At 70.4% G+C, this 19,483-nt stretch carries 17 protein-coding genes; 13 read left to right on the top strand and 4 right to left on the bottom strand.

The genetic code is table 11. The annotated features are described in order from the left end of the window. Nucleotides 1–115: 115 nt before the first annotated feature. Entirely contained in the window at nt 116–526 is a 411-nt protein-coding gene (locus tag ABTZ59_RS02895) for a rodlin (protein ID WP_351390091.1), read from the bottom strand. Between the two features lie 254 nt (nt 527–780). Here ABTZ59_RS02895 and ABTZ59_RS02890 point away from each other — a divergent pair, with 254 nt between their 5' ends. From ABTZ59_RS02890 to ABTZ59_RS02865, 6 genes are all read left to right on the top strand, one after another. After that, on the top strand, nt 781–1,191 hold the full coding sequence (locus ABTZ59_RS02890) for a rodlin (protein ID WP_351389257.1): 411 nt from the start codon (nt 781–783) through the stop codon (nt 1,189–1,191). A gap of 174 nt (nt 1,192–1,365) precedes the next feature. Further along, nucleotides 1,366–1,773, top strand: a complete 408-nt coding sequence (locus ABTZ59_RS02885; protein WP_351389252.1) for a rodlin — start codon at nt 1,366–1,368, stop codon at nt 1,771–1,773. Nucleotides 1,774–1,947: 174 nt separating this feature from the next. Continuing rightward, the gene (locus ABTZ59_RS02880) at nt 1,948–2,463 is read left to right on the top strand and encodes a SigE family RNA polymerase sigma factor (RefSeq protein ID WP_351389247.1); all 516 of its coding nucleotides are present in this window, start codon (nt 1,948–1,950) and stop codon (nt 2,461–2,463) included. Then, complete coding sequence (locus ABTZ59_RS02875; protein ID WP_351389243.1) at nt 2,456–2,968, top strand: hypothetical protein; 513 nt, start codon at nt 2,456–2,458, stop codon at nt 2,966–2,968. Before ABTZ59_RS02880 ends, ABTZ59_RS02875 begins: the two co-directional genes overlap by 8 nt. A gap of 14 nt (nt 2,969–2,982) precedes the next feature. Next, nucleotides 2,983–4,431, top strand: coding sequence for a DUF2079 domain-containing protein (locus ABTZ59_RS02870; protein ID WP_351389239.1), 1,449 nt, complete (start codon nt 2,983–2,985; stop codon nt 4,429–4,431). 683 nt (nt 4,432–5,114) lie between these two features. After that, nucleotides 5,115–5,921 (top strand): exodeoxyribonuclease III, encoded by an 807-nt coding sequence (locus ABTZ59_RS02865; RefSeq protein WP_351389236.1) that lies wholly within the window; start codon nt 5,115–5,117, stop codon nt 5,919–5,921. 65 nt (nt 5,922–5,986) lie between these two features. On the opposite strand, the gene ABTZ59_RS02860 is transcribed toward ABTZ59_RS02865, so the two are convergent. Next, the gene (locus ABTZ59_RS02860; protein ID WP_351390087.1) at nt 5,987–6,649 is read right to left on the bottom strand and encodes a MerR family transcriptional regulator; all 663 of its coding nucleotides are present in this window, start codon (nt 6,647–6,649) and stop codon (nt 5,987–5,989) included. Nucleotides 6,650–6,962: 313 nt separating this feature from the next. Here ABTZ59_RS02860 and ABTZ59_RS02855 point away from each other — a divergent pair, with 313 nt between their 5' ends. From ABTZ59_RS02855 to ABTZ59_RS02840, 4 genes are all read left to right on the top strand, one after another. Then, nucleotides 6,963–8,606, top strand: a complete 1,644-nt coding sequence (locus ABTZ59_RS02855) for a flavin-containing monooxygenase (protein ID WP_351389230.1) — start codon at nt 6,963–6,965, stop codon at nt 8,604–8,606. A gap of 5 nt (nt 8,607–8,611) precedes the next feature. Further along, on the top strand, nt 8,612–9,562 hold the full coding sequence (locus ABTZ59_RS02850) for an alpha/beta fold hydrolase (RefSeq protein WP_351390084.1): 951 nt from the start codon (nt 8,612–8,614) through the stop codon (nt 9,560–9,562). After that, on the top strand, nt 9,559–10,458 hold the full coding sequence (locus tag ABTZ59_RS02845; RefSeq protein ID WP_351389226.1) for an SDR family oxidoreductase: 900 nt from the start codon (nt 9,559–9,561) through the stop codon (nt 10,456–10,458). Before ABTZ59_RS02850 ends, ABTZ59_RS02845 begins: the two co-directional genes overlap by 4 nt. Before the next feature lie 86 nt (nt 10,459–10,544). Continuing rightward, nucleotides 10,545–10,841: a hypothetical protein gene (locus tag ABTZ59_RS02840; protein ID WP_351389223.1), complete on the top strand. Its 297-nt coding sequence runs from the start codon at nt 10,545–10,547 to the stop codon at nt 10,839–10,841. Between the two features lie 124 nt (nt 10,842–10,965). On the opposite strand, the gene ABTZ59_RS02835 is transcribed toward ABTZ59_RS02840, so the two are convergent. Beyond that, nucleotides 10,966–14,460: a S41 family peptidase gene (locus tag ABTZ59_RS02835; RefSeq protein ID WP_351389220.1), complete on the bottom strand. Its 3,495-nt coding sequence runs from the start codon at nt 14,458–14,460 to the stop codon at nt 10,966–10,968. Nucleotides 14,461–14,680: 220 nt separating this feature from the next. On the opposite strand from ABTZ59_RS02835, the gene ABTZ59_RS02830 reads away from it, so the two are divergent. Continuing rightward, nucleotides 14,681–15,253 carry a TetR/AcrR family transcriptional regulator gene (locus ABTZ59_RS02830; RefSeq protein ID WP_351389215.1) on the top strand — a complete coding sequence of 191 codons (573 nt, stop codon included), beginning with the start codon at nt 14,681–14,683 and terminating at the stop codon, nt 15,251–15,253. A gap of 104 nt (nt 15,254–15,357) precedes the next feature. Continuing rightward, entirely contained in the window at nt 15,358–17,595 is a 2,238-nt protein-coding gene (locus ABTZ59_RS02825; RefSeq protein WP_351389212.1) for an MMPL family transporter, read from the top strand. A gap of 150 nt (nt 17,596–17,745) precedes the next feature. Here the strand turns inward: ABTZ59_RS02825 and ABTZ59_RS02820 are convergent, their stop codons facing one another. Next, nucleotides 17,746–18,159: an SsgA family sporulation/cell division regulator gene (locus ABTZ59_RS02820; protein WP_351389208.1), complete on the bottom strand. Its 414-nt coding sequence runs from the start codon at nt 18,157–18,159 to the stop codon at nt 17,746–17,748. 273 nt (nt 18,160–18,432) lie between these two features. On the opposite strand from ABTZ59_RS02820, the gene ABTZ59_RS02815 reads away from it, so the two are divergent. After that, on the top strand, nt 18,433–19,482 hold the full coding sequence (locus tag ABTZ59_RS02815; protein WP_351389203.1) for an energy-coupling factor ABC transporter permease: 1,050 nt from the start codon (nt 18,433–18,435) through the stop codon (nt 19,480–19,482). The last annotated feature ends 1 nt before the right edge of the window (nt 19,483 follow it).

Raw genomic sequence — 19,483 nt, 5'->3', positions numbered from 1 at the left:
ATTCTACACGCCGTGCGCGCTCTCCATTCACCGCCGTAAACGCCGTACGGGCCGGCCGGGGCTCCATTGCCCCAGCCGGCCCGTACGCGCCGCGGGAGGTGCGGGAGGTGCGGGATCAGCGGTTGCCCGCGCCGTTCCCGGACAGGACCGGGATGTCGTCCAGGATGTGCGACAGCGGCTCGTCGCCCTTGGCCTGGGTGGAGTTCTCCGCGCACTGCTGGTTCTGCGGGTTGGACAGGACGTTGATGTCCTGGACCGCGACCGGCACGAGGAGGCCGACCAGCGAGCCGACGTTGGCCTTGACCGGAACACCGAGGCACAGGTCGTTCAGGGAGCCCTGGATCAGCTCCGCCTGGGGGCTCAGGTCACCCTTGGTGGACTGGTTGCCGTAGGCCTCCTTGGCACCGTTCCCACTGAAGGAGGTGGTGCCGTCGTCGTTGCCGGTCGCGAACGCCGAGGGCGCCGCCGCGGCCGTGACGCCGACCACGGAGACGGCGACGGCCGCGCCGACCATAATCTTCTTGATCACGATGTGTTCCTTTTCATCAAAGAATGCGTGCGGAGCGACCTGCACAACCGGGCATCAGCTGTTTAGTTCCGCTGCTTCACTCGATCGGCTTGCCGGTGCGCGCGGCATTGTCCGTGGCGTTACTGGGGGTTGCGGCCCTGTTGATCCCCGGTAATACACCGTTGGAGTGAAGGGCCGGAACCAAACCCGGGGTCTGGAGTTGCACCAGTAGCCCCGGGGACTTAGGGGCTTCCTTCAGAAGGGGACTCATCGTGATCAAGAAGGTTATGGCCGGTCTGGCCGTCACCACCTCCGTGGTCGGCGTTTCCGCCGCCGCCGCGCCCACCGCGCTCGCCGTCGGCAACGACGGTGGCACCACGTCCGCCAGCGGGAACTTCGCCACGCAGGCGTACGGCAACATGGCGACCCACGGCAACATGAGCCCGCAGATCGCCCTCATCCAGGGCTCGCTGAACAAGCCCTGTATCGCACTTCCCGCCAAGGCGAACGCCGGCGCCCTGCTGGGCCTCGTGCCGATCGCGGTCCAGGACATCAACGTCCTGTCCTCCCCGCAGAACCAGCAGTGTGTCGAGAACTCGACGCAGGCCAAGGGCGACGAGGCGCTGTCGCACATCCTGGACAACATTCCGATCCTGTCCGGGAACGGCACCGGCAACCACTGAGAAATCGGCTGGGCCGCCAGGCCGGGCCGCCGCTGAATTCCGCGGTGGACCGGCCTTTTTCTCTGAATATTGCAGTACGCCATTCGGGGGAATCGCCGAAACTAATCCATCCGTGAGCGAGTTGAGCATGGCGGACTCCACCGGTGGAGTCCGACTTTCCGGAAAGGTATTTAAATGAAGAAGCTGTGGGCAACCGCCGCTGTAGCGGTGTCGATCGTCGGAGCCACGGCGACCGCCGCGTCGCCGGCGCTCGCCATCGGTGACGACTCGGGCACCACGTCGCTCAGCGGCAACGGCGCGAAGCAGGCCTTCGGCAACCAGTCCACCAAGGGCGACATGAGCCCGCAGCTGGGCCTGGTCCAGGGCTCGCTGAACAAGCCCTGTGTCGGTCTGCCGCTCAAGGCGAACGTCGGCTCCCTCATCGGCGCCATTCCGATCGCGGTCCAGGACGTCAACGTCCTGTCCTCCCCGCAGAACCAGCAGTGTGTCGAGAACTCGACTCAGGCCAAGGGCGACGAGGCGCTGTCGCACATCCTGGACGACATCCCGGTTCTGTCCGGGAACGGTGTCGGCAACCGCTGATCCCACTCCGAGGCCCGGCCCGGCGCACTGCGCGGGGCCGGGCCTCCGGCATGTCCGGACTCTCTACGCGATGCCGGGTGCGACGGGTGCGGAAGATATTCGCGGAACGGTGTCAACCGGATCGGCGCCCCCATGCGTATACCCCCTGAGATCTGACCACGTCCTGGGAGCCGCATGACCGTCGAGGAGTTTGAGGAGTTCTACGCTCACTCCGTTCAGCAGCTGGTGGGACAGGTGTATCTGATGACCGGAGACCTCCACGAGGCTCAGGACGTGGTGCAAGAGGCCTTCGTACGCGCCTGGGGCCGCCGGGCGAAGCTGGACAGGGACGCGGGACCCGAGGCGTGGATCCGTACCGTCGCGTTCCGGCTGGCGGTCAGCCGGTGGCGCGGGCGGGGCCGGGCCCTGGAGGCCTGGCGGCGGTACAGCGGAAGCGAACCGCGGGCCCTGACCGCTCCCGAACCGGGCACGGTCGCTCTCGTCGCCGCGCTCCAGACGCTGCCGGAGCGACAGCGTCAGGTGACGGTCCTGCACTACGTGTGCGATCTGACGGTGGAGCAGGTGGCGGCAGAGGCCGGCATCTCGACCGGAACCGTCAAGACTCATCTGTCCCGGGCCAGGGCCGCGCTCGCGGCAGGGCTCGACGACTCACCCCCCTCCGACACCTCCGAGGAGGAGCACGGTGCCTGAGTTCCGTCCGAGCGAGGAGGATCCCCTGTCCGCCGCGCTCAAGCACGCCGCCACCCAGAGCGGACGGCAGGTGCTGCCGCTGCCCGTCGAGGAGATCGAGGCCCGCGGGACGCGGCGTCGGCGTGCGACGCTGGCCCTCGCCGCGGCGTGCGCGGTGTGTGCGCTGAGCGGAGCGAGCGCGCTCGCCGCGCTGAACCTCACCTCCGAGCAGCCGCCCGCCCGTCCCGTCCCCTCGTTGACCCCGCCCTCGTCGCCGCCCGGTCCGCCGTCCAACAGCAGCCGGTTCGCGTCGCCGTCCGCTCCGACCACGTCCGCCGAGGTGTCCTCCGGCTCACCGCTCGGCGGGGTGCCGTCCGGCACTCCCTCGTTCTCGTCCGGTACGGCGTCGCCGTCCACGGCGCCGCCGTCCACGGCGCCGCCCCTCGGTTCGGGGATCGGCTCCGGACCGTCGGTCATGACATCGCCCGGCTCCGGCGCGAGCATCTCGTCGGCGCCGGCCGGTTAGGGAGACCCCACCCCATGCACGGAGTCAGCCTCGCCCCGCCCGGAACCGGGGCACCGGCCCCGCCCTCCACACCGCTTCCCGAACCGGCCGCGAGCCCGACGCGGACCGTCCGGGGCCGGGATCCGTACATCGTGGCCGTGGTCCTGTTCTGCGCGTATGCCGCACTGTCCATATCCAGGTATCTGCAACTGCGGACGATGTCCTGGGACTTGGGCATCTTCGAGCAGGTGATACGCGCGTACGCGCAGCTGGAGGCCCCGGTCGCCGACCTCAAGGGGCCCGGCGTGAACATACTCGGCGATCACTTCAGCCCCGTCGTCGCGCTGCTGGCCCCCGCGTACCGGCTCTTTCCGACGCCCGTCACGCTGCTCGTCGCCCAAGCCGCGCTCTTCGCGCTCTCGGCCATCCCCGTCACCCGCGTCGCGGCCCGTCTGCTGGGGCGACGGCCCGGGGTGGCGATCGGTGTGGGGTACGGCCTGTCGTGGGGTGTGCAGCGGGCGGTCGAGTTCGACTTCCACGAGATCGCCTTCGCTGTCCCACTGATCGCCTTCGCTCTCGAAGCGCTGCTGACGGGCCGCCGGCGGGCCGCGCTGTGCTGGGCGCTGCCGCTGGTGCTGGTGAAGGAGGATCTGGGGCTGACCGCCGCCGCGATCGCGCTGGTCGTGGCGGTGCGCGCGCGGCGTACGGCGCCCCGTGTCGTGCCCGACGCGCTGGCGGTGGCGGCGCTGGCGGTGGTCGCCGCGGTGCTCACCTTCGCGTTCGTCATACCGGCCTTCAACTCCGGCGACACGTACGACTACTGGGTCAAGGTCGAGGGCGGGGCCGGCCCCCTCGACGGCTTCGACGTCAAGTTCCGTACGCTCCTCTGGCTCCTGCTGCCGACCGCCGGTCTCCTCGCCCTGCGCTCCCCGCTGGTGCTGATCGCGCTGCCCACGATCGGCTGGCGTTTTCTGTCGTCGGAGGACAACTACTGGGGCACGGCCTGGCACTACAACGCCGTACTGATGCCCATCGTGACGCTCGCGCTGGTCGACGCGATCGTGCGGGTCTGCGGCGGCTCCCGTGCCTGGCTGCGTTCCTACGCGCACCATCTCCCGGCGATGGTCGCGGCGGCGGCGCTGGCCCTGACCACGTCGCTGCCGCTGTCGGCGCTGGCCGAGCCGGACACCTACCGGGTGCGTCCCGAAGTACGGGCGGCGAAACGGCTGCTGGACAGCATCCCCGACGACGCGACCGTCGAGGCCAATGTCGGGCCGATCAGCCTTCTCACGTCGCGCTGCCGGGTCTTCTGGGTGGGCGACACGCGAGGCATCACCCCGGACTACCTCGCGCTCGACAACAGGACCAGGTGGGTCGGGGACCCGGTGGCGTACGCGAAGCGGCTGCATCCACGGGCCACTTACACGGTCACCGGGGAGGTGGGCGGCTTTCTGGTGCTGGAACGGGCGAGGGGCGCGGAGTAGGTCCGTATCCGCTTCCGCACGCACGTGCGCATGTGCGTGTGCCTTTCGCCCCCTCGCTCATGCGTTCAACTCCCCTCTGTTCCATATGGGTTGTCGCTGAGATTTCCCCATGCGGAGTAGTGAGTAAAGGTCACTTCGGGTGTAGAAACGAGGAATTGCACACGGAGAGGCGAGGACTCGCACCTATGGCTAGGGATTCACTCTCGATCGAAGAGATCGACAAGCCTGTGACGCCGGGCGGGGCCCGGGTTTTTGTGCGATGGGATCCGGATTGGGTGCCGCCGTATTTTCCCGAGCCCACGCGTGAGTTGGTGGAGCGCGTCGCCGTCGGACTGCGGAGGCTGGCGGAATGACCGTACGCGGCGTTGAGGGCGCCGATCTGGTGCCGGGATCCGGTCTCCGGTGGCCCAAGTGTGAGTGCGGGCAATCGATTTGCCCCGATGGCAAGAGTCCCGCCGCGGCGCGTGGAGGCACCGGTGCCGGGGCGCTCTCCGCTCGCGTGGCCGAGCGGAACAAATGGAGCGGTCGCGGTGTGGTGTGAGTGATGTGAACGACCGGGGAATTCCCGGGCCGCCGCATTGCGGTCCATTACGGGGGAACACGGAATAGCCGCGCCCGACCAGGCCCGACGGCTATCCGACGGCGGTCCGATGGCGTCCGAGCCGGGCGGGTAGTGTGTCGGAATGCTCACCGTGACCTCCGTGAATGTGAATGGACTGCGCGCCGCCGCGAAGAAGGGTTTCGTGGAGTGGCTGGCCGGCACCTCCGCCGATGTGATCTGTCTCCAGGAGGTACGTGCCGAGCCCCAGCAGCTCCCCGAGGAGGTCCGCTCCCCGGAGGGCTGGCACGCCCTGCACGCCCCCGCCGCCGCCAAGGGGCGCGCGGGCGTCTCGCTCTACTCGCGGCGGGAGCCCGAGCGCACGCGGATCGGGTTCGGCAGCGCGGAGTTCGACGCGAGCGGGCGGTACGCGGAGATCGATCTGCCCGGTGTGACGGTCGCCAGCCTCTATCTGCCCTCGGGCGAGGTGGGCACGGAGCGGCAGGACGAGAAGACCCGGTTCATGGACGAGTTCCTGCCGTACCTGGAACAGCTGAAGAAGAGCGCGGCGGCGGACGGGCGCGAGGTGCTGGTGTGCGGCGACTGGAACATCGCCCACCAGGAGGCCGACCTCAAGAACTGGCGCGCCAACCGCAAGTCCTCCGGCTTCCTCCCCGAGGAGCGCGCCTGGCTGACCCGCGTCTTCGAGGAGACGGGTGCGGGCTATGCCGATGTCGTCCGTGCCCAGCACCCGGACCAGGAGGGCCCCTACTCGTGGTGGTCGTACCGGGGCCGTGCCTTCGACAACGACACGGGCTGGCGCATCGACTACCACGTGGCGACGCCGGGTCTGGCCGCGCGTGCCGTCAAGGCGTATGTCGAGAGGGCCGCGAGCCACGAGGAACGGTGGAGCGACCACGCGCCGGTGACGGTCACCTACGATCTCGTATGAGCGCCTTTCCGCCGCGGCACCCGCGACCGCGCACCGGACCGTTCCGCGATCTGGTCGCGCCGCTCTCAGCCGACGGGAGGTTCCGGGGGGTCGGTGGGCGGGGTGGCTTCCCGGTCCGTACGCAGATGGCGGTCGAGGGCCAGCGAGAATTCCGCCTCCACGACGCTCTTCGCCAGCGGGCGCAGTTTCTCCGTGTCCGGCGTGGTGGTGTGGGTGCGCAGGACCGTGGCGAACAGTCCGGCCAGGGCGTCGGCGTGGACGCGGACGCGGCGGGCGGCGTCGAGGACCGCCGCCAGGGGGACACCCTCGCGGACCAGGGCCGCCGATACGTCCAGCAGGCGGCGGCTGATGTGGACTATCTCGTCGCCGTCCGTGACCAGATAGCCGAGGTCGAGGGCTGCCCGTAGGTTCTCCGGGGTGACCTCGCCCTCGAAGTAGTCGGCGAGTTCCTCGGGGGAGAGCCGGACCGGGGTCTCCTCGGTGGGTTCGCCGAGGCCGAGCACCTCGCCCACGTCCCTGCCGCTCTCGAAGGCGGTGGCGAGGTCGGCGATGCCGTTCAGGGTGTGGCCGCGCTCCAGCAGGCCCGCGATCGTCCTGAGCCGGGCCAGGTGACGGTCGTCGTACCAGGCGATCCGGCCTTCGCGGCGAGGCGGCCGGATCAGGCCGCGTTCGCGGTAGAAGCGCACGGTACGGACGGTGATGCCCGCCTCGCGGGCCAGCTCCTCCATGCGGTACTCGCGCGGTTCGCCGCCTTCTGCCATGCCGGTCAGCTTATGGCGTACCCGGGGGTGTCGCGACAGTCCCGCCGGCCGGCGGCGACCGGCACGCCCGGCCCGTGACGGGACCGGTACGCGCGCCCGCGACGGGACGCGCACGCGTGCCCGCGACAACCGGCGGGCGCGCCCGCGTACCGGCAGGCGCGCTCGGCGCAACTTTCCCGCTTCCCACCCCTACCCATCAGTACGGCACTGCTCTAGTCTCCAATTATGCCAGTGATTACTGGCGCGGTTTCCTGTGTGTCGTCCGGTGTCAGGAGGCGGTATGGGCCAGCACGAACACGACCACGTGCGCGAGCACGTACACGTGGCGGTGGTCGGATCCGGGTTCGGCGGGCTCGGGGCGGCCGTCCGGCTCCGCCGTGAGGGGATGACCGACTTCGTGGTGCTTGAGCGCGCCGACTCGGTCGGCGGGACCTGGCGGGACAACAGCTATCCCGGATGCGCCTGTGACGTTCCCTCACATCTCTACTCGTTCTCGTTCGCGCCCAACCCAGACTGGCCCCGCACTTTCTCCGGGCAGCGGCACATCAGGGCGTATCTGGAGCATGTCGCGGACACCTTCGGGCTCCGGCCGCATCTGCGGCTGAACCACGAGGTACGGCTGATGCGCTGGGACAACGACGCGCTGCACTGGGAGATCGAGACCTCGCGCGGCACACTCACCGCCGATGTCATCGTCTCCGCGACCGGGCCGCTCTCCGATCCGAAGATCCCGGTGATACCCGGACTCGCCGGGTTCCCGGGGAAGGTCTTCCACTCGGCGCGCTGGGACCACGGCTACGATCTGCGCGGCAAGCGCGTCGCCGTGATCGGTACGGGCGCCTCCGCCATACAGATCGTGCCGGCGATCCAGCCCGAGGTGGGCCGGCTGACGCTGTTCCAGCGGACGCCGCCCTGGGTGATGCCGCGCGTCGACCGGGCGATATCCGGGGCCGAGCGCCGGCTGCACCGGGCGCTCCCGTTCACCGGGACCCTGCGGCGCCGTCTCCTGTGGGGCATCAGGGAGTTGCAGGTCCAGGCCTTCACCAAGCGGCCGAACGAACTCGGGCTCATCGAATCCCTCGCCAAGGCCAATATGGCGAAGGCGATCAGGGATCCGGTGCTGCGCGCCAAGCTGACGCCCTCGTACCGCATCGGGTGCAAGCGCATCCTGCTCTCCAGCTCGTACTATCCGGCGCTCGCCCGGCCCAATGTGGATCTGGTCGCCTCGGGACTGGCCGAGGTGCGTGGTTCCACACTGGTCGCGGCGGACGGTACGGAGACCGAGGCCGACGCGATCGTCTTCGGGACCGGCTTCCATGTGACGGACATGCCGATCGCCGAGCGGGTGGTGGGCGCCGACGGGACCACGCTCGCGGAGGCGTGGCGGGACGGGATGCAGTCGCTGCGCGGCGCGACCGCGGCGGGCTTCCCCAACTGGATGACGATCATCGGCCCCAACACCGGTCTCGGGAACTCGTCGATGATCCTGATGATCGAGTCCCAGCTGAACTACATGGCCGACTATCTGCGGCAGTTGGACGGGCTCGGAGGCCGCAGGAGCGGGCCGGGCACCGGGGGCGGCCCGGGGAGCGCGGGCGGGCACGGGCGCGTGGCGCTGGGGCCCCGGCCCGCCGCCGTACGCGCCTGGAACCGGCGGGTGCAGAAGCGTATGCAGCGGACCGTGTGGAACACCGGCGGCTGCACCAGCTGGTATCTGGACGAGCAGGGCCGCAACACCACCGTCTGGCCGGGGACGACGGCCGAATTCCGCCGGGCCACGCGAGAGGTCGATCTCGCGGAGTACGAGGTGATCCGCGCCGCCACGGCCGTACGGGTGCCGAGGCAGGCGGAGAAGCCGGTCGCGGACCAGCGGGCGGCCGGGAAGCGCCTCGGATCCCGGGCCGCGAAGGAGAGCGTCCGATGAGTCCGATGAGTCCGACGAGTCCGACGAGCCGGCCGCACAAGGAGCGTGAACTGACCGCCGTCTCCGCCGACGGCACCCATGTCCATGTCGAGGTCCACGGCGAAGAGGGCCGGCCCGCCGTCGTCCTGGCACACGGCTGGACCTGCTCGATCCGGTTCTGGGCGGCGCAGCTCGCGGATCTGGCCGCCGATCACCGGGTGATCGTCTACGACCAGCGCGGCCACGGCCGTTCGGCGGCGCCGGCCGGTCGCTCGGGCTACTCCACGGACGCCCTCGCCGACGATCTGGAGGCCGTACTCGCCGCCACGCTGGAGCCGGGGGAGCGAGCCGTCCTCGCGGGACACTCCATGGGCGGGATGACGCTGATGGCCGCCGCCCGGCGGCCCGCCTTCCGGGAGCACGCGGCAGCCGTTCTGCTGTGCAGCACGGGCAGTTCACGGCTGGTCCCGGAGGCGCTTCTCGTACCGATGCGGCCCGGCAGGACCCGTACCTGGCTCAACCGGCGGATCCTCGGCTCGCGCGTCCCGCTGGGGCCGGTCACACCGCTGTCGAAGCGGATCCTGCGCTACGGGACGATGGGCCCGGGCGCCGCGCCGGACCGGGTCGCCCAGGCCGCCCGGATCGTGCACGCGTGTCCGCGGCCCGTCCGGGTGGCCTGGGCGCATGTCCTCGGCACGCTCGATCTCGACGCGGAGGTACGGGAGTTGAGGGTGCCCACCGCCGTGATCGTGGGGAGCGCCGACCGGCTGACCCCACCGGTGCGGGCACGGGTGCTGGCGGCCGCGCTGCCCGAGCCTGCCGGACCCACCGGATCCAACGGACCCACCGGACCCACCGGGCTCACCGAACTCACCGGGGTGGGACATATGACGCCCATGGAGGCCCCGGAGGCCGTCACCGGAGCGATTCGGTCCCTCGTCGGTACCTACCTGAGCGAGAAGGAGGACGTGGCGTGAGCGGGACGGGTCGGCGGGGTTTCCGCGATCTCGACGGGCAGGTCGCCGTCGTCACGGGCGCGGCGCGCGGCGTCGGCGAACTCCTGGCGCGCAAGCTCTCGGCGCGCGGCGCGAAGGTCGCCCTCGTCGGGCTGGAGGAGGACGGACTGAAGCGGGTCGCCGCCCGGCTGCACGCCGACCGCGACCATTGGTACGCCGATGTCACCGACGACACCGCGATGGCGCGGGTCGCCCGGGAGGTCGAGGCGCGTTTCGGCAAGGTCGACATCGTCGTCGCCAACGCCGGTGTGGCGAGCGGCGGTCCCTTCGCGGACTCGGATCCGGCCGCCTGGCGGCGGGTCATCGAGGTCAATCTGATCGGCGGCGCGGTGACGGCGCGGGTGTTCCTGCCCTTCCTGCGCGCGAGCCGCGGCTACTTCCTCCAGATCGCGTCGCTGGCCGCGATCGCCCCGGCGCCGATGATGACCGCGTACTGCGCGTCCAAGTCCGGGGCCGAGGCCTTCGCGCACAGTCTGCGCGCCGAGGTCGCCCACCAGGGGATCAGGGTCGGCGTCGGCTATCTGTCCTGGACGGACACCGACATGGTGCGCGGCGCGGACCGGGACGAGGTGATGCGGGAGCTGCGGCGTCGGCTGCCGTGGCCGTCGAACCGTACCTATCCGCTCGGCCCCGCCGCGGACCGGCTCGTCGCCGGGATCGAACGGCGCTCGGCGCATGTGTACGCGCAGTGGTGGCTGCGCGGGACGCAGCCCCTGCGCGGATATCTGCCGGCCGTGATCGCGGCGGCCGGACAGCGTGAGATGCGCCGCTTCGAACCTCGACTGGCGGGCGTGCGAAAGGGGCTGGTCGGGGCGGGCGGGGCGGCCGACGAGGAGGAGCGTACACAGCGTTACTGATCGAAATGCGCGGAATGTCGGGGCGTGTAAGTCTGGTCGAGGCTCCACTCCGGTGCCCCCCAACACCCTTTCAGGAGTGACATTCCATGGCTATCGCCGATCAGTTCAAGGACAAGGCCGAAGAGCTCGCCGCCCAGCAGGCGAATGCGCGGCAGGGCGACAAGAAGGACGACCGGACGCAGCAGCCCGGCCGCCCCGGCCAGCCCGACCGCGGTTCGCAGCCTGGTTCACCGGCCAGGGACCGCAACCAGGGGCAGCACGACGCCCCGCAGCACAACGCGCAGCACGACGCGCAGCGCGATGTCCAGCACGAGGCGCAGCAGAACGCGCAGAACAGGGCGCAGAACGCACGCGACGACCTGGACGACCGCTTCGACGCCTGAGTGAATGGCTTGATGACAGCGGGGCGCACCCGGTTTCCGCCGGGTGCGCCTCCTTTTTATGTCGTGCTTTTTATGTCGTATGCGCTCTTGTGTTGTATGCGGTCATGTCTTACGCGCTCATGCCTTATGCGCGGGCTCGGTCCGTGCGCGCGTTGTCGCCGCGTGGCTTCTCCCCGCGCGCGTCGTGCGTGCGCGGCGGCAGGGGCGGGCGGCGCAGGTCGGGGACCGCGCCGTATCCCGGCGGGGTCGAGGCCGGATGCCCGGCCAGCAGGTCAAGCGCCGCCCAGACCGCGTCGTCGAGCTGGGCGTGCCGGCCCTCCGCCCAGTCCAGTGGGGTGCGCAGGGCCTCGATGTCCGGCTCCACGCCCTGGTTCTCGATGGACCAGCCATACGCGTCGAACCAGGCGGCGTTCATGGGCACCGTGATCACCGTGCCGTCGCCGAGCCGGTGCCGCCCCGTCATCCCGACCACCCCGCCCCAGGTGCGCTGGCCGACCACCGGGCCCAGGTTCAGCAGCCGGAAGGCCGCGGTGATCATGTCGCCGTCGGACGAGGTGGCTTCGTCGGCGAGCGCGACGACCGGGCCGCGCGGGGCGTTCGACGCGTACGAGACGGGCTGGGCGTCGCGCGTCAGGTCCCAGCCGATGATCCGGCGGGTCAGCTTCTCGACGACCAGTTCGCTGATGTGGCCGCCCGCGTTGCCCCGTACGTCCACGATCAGCGCGGGGCGCGAGACCTCAAGACGCAGATCCCGGTTGAACTGGGCCCAGCCGGAGCCGCCCATGTCGGGGATGTGCAGATAGCCGCATCTGCCGCCGCTGATCTCCCGTACGGCCTCCCGGCGTTTGGCCACCCAGTCCTGGTAGCGCAGCGGGCGTTCGTCGATGAGAGGGACGACCGCGACGCGGCGGGAGGGGCGGTCGCGCTCCGCGGGCCGGAAGGTCAGCTCGACGGTCGTGCCCCCGGCGGCGGAGAGCAGCGGGTAGGGGCCGGCCACCGGATCGACCGGCCGGCCGTCCACATGGGTCAGGACCGAGCCCTCGCGGATGCCCGTACCGGCCAGCGGTGAGCGCGCCTTGGAGTCGGAGGAGTCGCCCGGCAGGATCCGCTTGATCATCCACTCGCCGTTCCGGCAGACCAGATTGGCGCCGAGCAGACCGATCGGGCGCTGGTAGTGCGGTGGCCCCTCGTTGCGGCGGGCCGGGGTGACATACGCGTGGGAGGTGCCCAGTTCGCCGAGGACCTCGCGCAGCAGATCCGCGAACTCGTCGGGGGAGCAGACCCGTTCGACCAGCGGACGGTACTGGTCGAGCACTCCGTCCCAGTCGATGCCGCACATGTCCGGCTCCCAGAAATAGGCGCGGATGATGCGCCCGGCCTCGTCGAACGCCTGGCGCCACTCCGCCCCGGGATCCACATCGTGCAGGATCCGGCGCATGTCGAGATAGACGGTCGTATCGCCGTCACCGGGCTCGGTGGCGGGTACGGCGCGCAGCTCGCCGTCGTCCACGACCACCAGCCGGGTGCCGTCGCCGCTCGGCACGAACCAGTCGAGGTGGCCGACGAGTTCGCTCTTGCGCGCCTTCGTGATGTCGAAGTGTTCGAGGGTGGGGCGGCCCGACATGTCGGCGGGGTTGGCGAAGGTCTCGCCGAGCGCGCCGGAGATCGGCCAGCGCAGCCAGACCAGACCGCCACCGCTGACCGGATACAGCGCGGAGTACTTGGACGCGGTGACCGGGAACGGGGTGACCCGGTCGGCCAGCCCCTCGACCTCGACGGTGACCGTACCGTCGCCGGACTCGCCGACCGACGGATCGAGTCCGCCGGCCGCGGGGCGGCCCTCAGGCGACAGCGCGAAGGGCGACGGGGTCGCGGAGGAGAGCGGTACGAGGTAGGGGCGGCAGCCGAGGGGGAAGGAGAGGTCCCCGGTGTGCACGTCGTACACGGGGTCGAAGCCGCGCCAGGACAGGAACGCGAGATAGCGGCCGTCGCTGGTGAAGACCGGATTCTCGTCCTCGAAGCGGCCGTTGGTGACGTCGACGACCGTACGGGCGAAGCTGCCGGCGATCTTGGCCAGTTTGATCTGCCGGAGGGAGCGGCCGATGCCGGGGTGCGACCAGGTCAGCCAGTCGCCGTCGGGAGAGAAGGCGAGGTCGGTGACGGCGCCGTTGATGGAGCGGATGAGTTCGACGACGGGTTCCGGTGTGGGGGTGGAGGTGGGTGTGGGTTCTGGCGCGGCGTCCGGTGGGGTCGTGGTGGTGGCGCCGGACGGTGGTGCGGGTGCGGGTGCGGGTGCGGGTTCGGCTTCCGATTCCGGTCCGGCTTTCGGCTCTGGTGCCGGCTCGGGTTCTGGCTCCGGTTCCGGTTCCGGTTCCGCCGTGTCTATCAGCAGCAGCCTGCCGTCGTGCGAGGCGATCGCGATCCGTTCCCCGTCCGGATCCGCCACCATCTCCCGTACGCGGCCCAACTGCCCCGAGGCCAGCCGCCGCGGCTGCCGCTCACCGCTCGCCCTGGGCAGATACGCGATCTCGATCGCGTCCTCGCCCTCCGCGTCCGTGACGTACGCGACCTGGCCGGTGTCACCGAGCATCACGGGGAACCGGACCCGGACGCCGGGGGTGTCCGCGATCGTGCGGGCGGGGCCGTCGCGGTGGGTCAGCCAGTACAGGCTGCCGCGTACGGAGACGGCGCTCGCCCGGCCGGTCATGTCCACGGAGATCCCGGCGACATGGCTGCTGGCCGGCACCTGGTAGTCACGCCGTCCCGCGCGCTGTCCGCCCAGCCGTACCTCCAGCTTGCGCGGCACCGAGTCGGGCGTCAGCGCGTCGACCAGCCAGATGTCCCCCGCGCACTGGTAGACGACCCGGCGCCCGTCGGACGAGGCGTGGCGGGCGTAGAAGGCGTCGTGATCGGTGTGCCGCCGCAGATCGGTGCCGTCGGGACGGCAGGAGTAGAGGTTGCCGACGCCTTCGTGGTCGGAGAGGAACGCGATGCGGCCGTCGACGAACATCGGGCAGTCGAGATGGCCCCCGAGGTCCGCGAGCAGCCGCTCGCCGTGCAGCCAGAGCCGGCCCATCGCGCCGCCGCGGTACCGCTTCCAGGCGGCGGGCTCGTGCGGCGGTTTTCCGGTGAGCAGGAGCGTACGGTGCCCGCCGTCGATGTCCGCGACGGCGATGTCATTGACCGGGCCCCAGGGCAGCGCGCCGCCCGGGGAGCCGTCGAGGGGGAGGCTGTAGGCCCAGGCGAAGTACGAGAACGGCTGGCCGTGCGAGGAGACCGCGAGGATCTGGGACTCACCGTGCTTGTCGGGCGGTGTCCAGCCGCAGACACGGGTGTCGGTGGCGCCCCAGTAGGTGAGCCGGCGGGAGGGTCCTCCGGCGACCGGTACGAGATGGATCTCGGGGTCGAGGCTGCGCCAGGTCGTATAGGCGATGTGGCGGCCGTCCGGCGAGAAGCGGGGGTGGCCGACTCGGGTGCGGTCGACGGTGACCCGCCAGGCGCGGGCGGGGCGCTGCCCGGCCGGTGCCAGGGGGGCGACCCAGAGGTCGTCCTCGGCGGCGAAGCACAGGGAATCGTCGTGAAGGTGCGGGAAGCGGAGATACGCGACGTCGTCACTCACCCACCCAATGCTGCACTTTCCGTGCGAATAACGCCTCCCGGCAGGGGGCCGTGGTGCGGGTGTGGCGGAAGTCGCGGTCGTTGTGGGTGGTGCCGGGGCCGGGCCTCCGGAGCATCGCCCCGGGGTGTGGCGCAGCGCACAAGCGAAACGGTTTCGTTTCGGTGGGGGCCGGGGTTATCTTCGTACTGTACGAAACCGTTTCGTTTGGAAGGAGCAGATCGTGGCGCGCAGCAGGCTTACCCCGGAGCGTGCGGCCGAGTTGTACGCCGCCGTGCTCGATCTGCTGCGCGAGGTCGGTTATGACGCCCTCACCATGGACGCCATCGCCGCCCGCACCCATTCCAGCAAGGCCACCCTCTACCGCCAGTGGGGGAGCAAGCCCGAGCTGGTCGCCCATGCGATGCGGCACAAGAAGCCCATCAAGCTCGTCGACGTGGACACCGGCAGCCTGCGCGGTGACTTCCACGCCGTGATGGCGCACACCGATGACTGTCAGATGGAGAAGGACAGCGCGCTGATGCGCGGTCTTTTCCATGCCGTCCACGACAACCCCGATCTCCATCAGGCGCTGCGTGAGCTCCTGATCGAGCCCGAACTCAACGGGCTCGCGGGGATCCTTCAGCGCGCTGTGGACCGCGGCGAGGTCGCCGCGGACAATCCCGCGCTGAAGTACGTGACGCACATGCTGGTCGGCGCCATCGTCGTCCGGCATCTGATCGAGGACCGGTCGCCCGACTCGTCCTTCCTCACCTCCTATTTCGACGCCGTGGTCCTCCCCGCCCTCGGCGTCTGACAGTCCCCTTCAGCACCCGCAATACCTGACGCGTGCCGCTCTCTCGTTGTCGGGCCGGCTCCCCATGCCCTCAGATCCATCCACAGACCCGGGAGTACGCCCTCGTGGCCACGTTTCTCTACAAGCTCGGACGGTTCGCCTTCCGGCGCCGCAACTATGTCGCCCTTGTGTGGGTGGCATTGCTCGCGCTCGCCGGTGTCGCGGCCGCCTCCGCGTCCACGCCCACGTCCAGTTCCTTCTCGATACCGGGGACGGAGGCCCAGAAGGCCTTCGACCTGTTGGAAGAGCGCTTCCCAGGAGCCAGTGCCGACGGTGCGACCGCTCGGGTCGTCTTCAAGGCGCCGGCCGGGGAGAAGATGACCGACGCCGGGCACAAGGCCGAGGTCGGCAAGATCGTCGACGAACTGTCGGGCGGGTCCGGCCAGGTCGGCTCCGTGACCGATCCGTACACCGCCAACGCCGTCTCGCAGGACGGCTCGACGGCGTACGTCCAGGTCTCGTACAAGGTCACCTCGATGGAGCTGACCGACGAGACCCGAACCGCGCTGGAGGAGACCGGCGCCGAGGCGCGGACGCACGGGCTGACGGTGGAGGTCGGCGGGGACGCGCTCCAGGCCACTCCCGAGATGGGGTCCACGGAGATCATCGGTGTGGCCGTCGCCGCGGTGGTGCTGGTCATCACGTTCGGTTCGCTGGTCGCGGCGGGGCTGCCGCTGGTGACCGCGCTCATCGGGGTCGGTGTCGGGGTCTCCACCATCACCGCGCTGGCCAGCGTCCTCGACCTGGGCTCCACCACCTCCATCCTGGCGATGATGATCGGTCTCGCGGTCGGGATCGACTACGCGCTGTTCATCGTCTCCCGCTACCGGGCCGAACTGGCCGAGGGCCGGGAGCGGGAGGAGGCGGCGGGCCGGGCCGTCGGCACCGCCGGGTCGGCCGTGGTGTTCGCCGGACTCACCGTGGTGATCGCGCTCGCCGGGCTGGCCGTCGTCAATATCCCGATGCTCACCAAGATGGGCCTCGCCGCCGCCGGTACGGTCGTGATCGCCGTCCTCATCGCGCTCACCCTCATTCCCGCGGCGCTCGGTTTCGCGGGCAAGCGGGTGCACGGCCGCAAGGCCCGTGCGGCCCTGGACGCCAAGGCGGCGGGCGGCGCGGAGGCCGGGAAGCCGAACATGGGCACGCGCTGGGCGCGCCTCGTGCTGCGCCGTCCGGTCGCGGTCCTGGTCACGGCCGTGCTGGGGCTCGGGGCCATCGCCATCCCGGCCACCTCGCTGGAACTGGGTCTGGGCGACGACGGTTCGCAGCCGCCGAGCACCACCCAGCGCAAGGCGTACGACCTGCTCTCCGACGGCTTCGGCCCCGGCTTCAACGGGCCGCTGATGGTCGTCGTGGACGGCAAGGCCAATGACAACGCCAAGGCGGCGGCCACCGAGCTGTCGGACACGGTGAAGAAGCTGGACGGCGTCGCCGTCGTCACCCCGTCCACCCTCAACAAGGCGGGCGACACCGCGACCATCACGGTGATCCCCGAGGACCGCCCCTCCTCGGTGAAGACGGAGGACCTGGTCCACTCCATCCGGGACACCGGCGGGCAGATCAGGACGGACAGCGGTGCCCAGGTCCTGGTCACCGGTTCCACCGCGATGAACATCGACTTCTCGCAGAAGATGAACGACGCGCTGCTGCCGTATCTCGCGCTCGTCGTCGGACTCGCCTTTCTGCTGCTGATGGTCGTCTTCCGCTCCGTGCTCGTACCGCTCAAGGCCGCCCTCGGCTTCCTGCTCTCCGTGGTCGCCGCCCTCGGCGCGGTCGTCGCGGTCTTCCAGTGGGGCTGGCTCGGCGGTCTGCTCGGGGTCGAGCAGACCGGCCCGGTGATGTCGATGATGCCGATCTTCATGGTGGGTGTGGTCTTCGGTCTCGCCATGGACTACGAGGTCTTCCTCGTCACCCGGATGCGGGAGGCGTATGTGCACGGGGAGCGGCCCGGCGAGGCGATCGTCACCGGGTTCCGGCACGGCACGCGGGTGGTCTCGGCCGCCGCGGTGATCATGATCGCGGTCTTCGCCGGCTTCATCGGCTCCAGCGAGTCGATGATCAAGATGATCGGCTTCGGACTCGCCATCGCGGTCTTCTTCGACGCGTTCGTGGTCCGGATGGCGATCGTGCCCGCGGTGCTCGCACTGCTCGGCGACAAGGCGTGGTGGCTGCCGCGCTGGCTGGACAAGGCGCTGCCCAACGTGGACGTGGAGGGCGAGGCGCTGCGGCAGCGGCTCGTGGACGACGCGTCGCAGGGCCCGGACGGCGGTCCCGGCGCGGAGCGTGAGCTCGTACGCGTCTGATCCCCTGTGCACCGGGGCCGCGACATGAGCGGTGCGTGGCCCCGGATCGCGCCGACGGCCGTGGGGACGGCAGGCCGGCGCGTGGTACGCGGCCCGGCCGTACGCCCTGAGGGGTGGCGGCCGGGCCGCCTGCGTTTCGCGTCCTGCCGTTCAGGTCCTGTGGAGGAGCTTGCTCAGCTCGGTCTCGACCTCGATGTCGTGCCGCTCCTGGCCGACCGGCACCATCGCGTACGAGCTGTCCAGGAACCGGCGCAGCGGCGCGGTGTCCAGCTGGACCACGGCCACTCCGTCCGGCGAGTGGAACTCCAGCACGACCTGGGCCCGGCCGCAGGGCCATACCTGGACATCGCCCTCACCCGAGGGCAGCCGCAGGCCGGATTCGAGAAGGTCGCGGGCGAAGGCCCAGATGACGTCGCCATCGTCGAGGGAGACCTCGGGCGGGAAGACGATACGTATGGCGAGCGGATCGGCGCCGTCATAGCGGAGCGTGACAGAGACGGTCTTGGGGTGGGGGGCGTCCGTGATGAGACGCGCGGTGGCGGGCTGCTCGATGACGGGTGACATCGACTGGCTCCTCGGTTAGCTGCGACGGCTGCTTGTGGCTGCTGTGCTGGGCGGAATCGGGAGCTGCCTCCTTGACTAACCGGACATTTAGCTTCTAATCATACAAAATATGCCGGATTTGTCCATGCTTGGCCATGGCTTTGCCGATCGGGCACTTGCGGAACACCGTCCCGCCACCTTGCATGTCACCTGCTCTTGCGAATGTCTCGCAAGAAGTGCCCATCATCGAGCGACTCGATACCGCGCCGTACGAGCAGGAAGCGGAGCCCCGCCATGCATGTCCCCGACGGATTCATCGATCTGCCCGTCTCGGCCGCCACCGGTGCCGTCGCCGCGGGCGCCGTCGCGGTCAGCCTGCGCGGCGCGCGCCGTGAGCTGGACGAGCGCACCGCGCCGCTCGCCGGACTCGTCGCCGCGTTCATCTTCGCCGTACAGATGCTCAACTTCCCGGTGGCCGCCGGAACGAGCGGGCATCTGCTGGGCGGGGCGCTGGCCGCCATACTCGTCGGCCCCTATACCGGGGTTCTCTGTATCTCCGTCGTCCTGCTGATGCAGGGCATCCTCTTCGCGGACGGCGGACTCACCGCGCTCGGGGTGAACATCACCGACATGGCCGTGGTGACGACCGTCGTCGCCTACGCGCTCTTCCGCACCCTGGTGAAGCTCCTGCCCCGGACGCGCCGTTCGGTGACCGTCGCGTCCTTCGTGGCGGCGCTGGTCTCCGTACCGGCCGCCGCCCTCGGCTTCACCCTCTTCTACTGGATCGGCGGGACGACCGACATCCCGATCGGCAAGGTGCTGACCGGGATGGTCGGGGTGCATGTGCTCATCGGGATCGGCGAGGCCGCGATCACCGCGCTGACGGTCGGCGCGGTCATCGCCGTACGGCCCGACCTCGTGTACGGCGCCCGGGGGCTGTCCGCGCCGCTGAAGCTGCGCGTGGGCGGCGAACTGGTCGACGCCGCCCCCGCGTCCGAGCCCGCGCCGACGGCCGCGCGCTCCACCCGCAAGGTCTGGGCGACCGGGCTGGTCACCGCGCTCGTCCTCGCCGGATTCGTCTCCTTCTACGCCTCCGCCAGCCCCGACGGACTGGAGAAGGTCGCCGCCGACCAGGGCATCGACCGCAAGACCGAGCCGCACCACACCGCCGACTCCCCGCTCGCCGACTACGGCGTCAAAGATGTCGACGACGCCCGGATCTCCGGCGGGCTCGCCGGAGTGATCGGGGTGGGCGCGACCGTGGTCGTCGGCAGTGGCGTCTTCTGGGCGGTGCGACGGCGCCGTACGGCGGCGGAACCCGCGCCGGCCGGCGGGAACGTCTGAC

The organism is Streptomyces sp. NPDC094034, from assembly GCF_040303865.1.
In the GTDB taxonomy this organism is placed as follows: Bacteria; Actinomycetota; Actinomycetes; order Streptomycetales; family Streptomycetaceae; genus Streptomyces.
The sequence above is the reverse complement of the archived record's forward strand: the minus strand, read 5'-3'. Positions and strand labels throughout refer to the sequence as shown.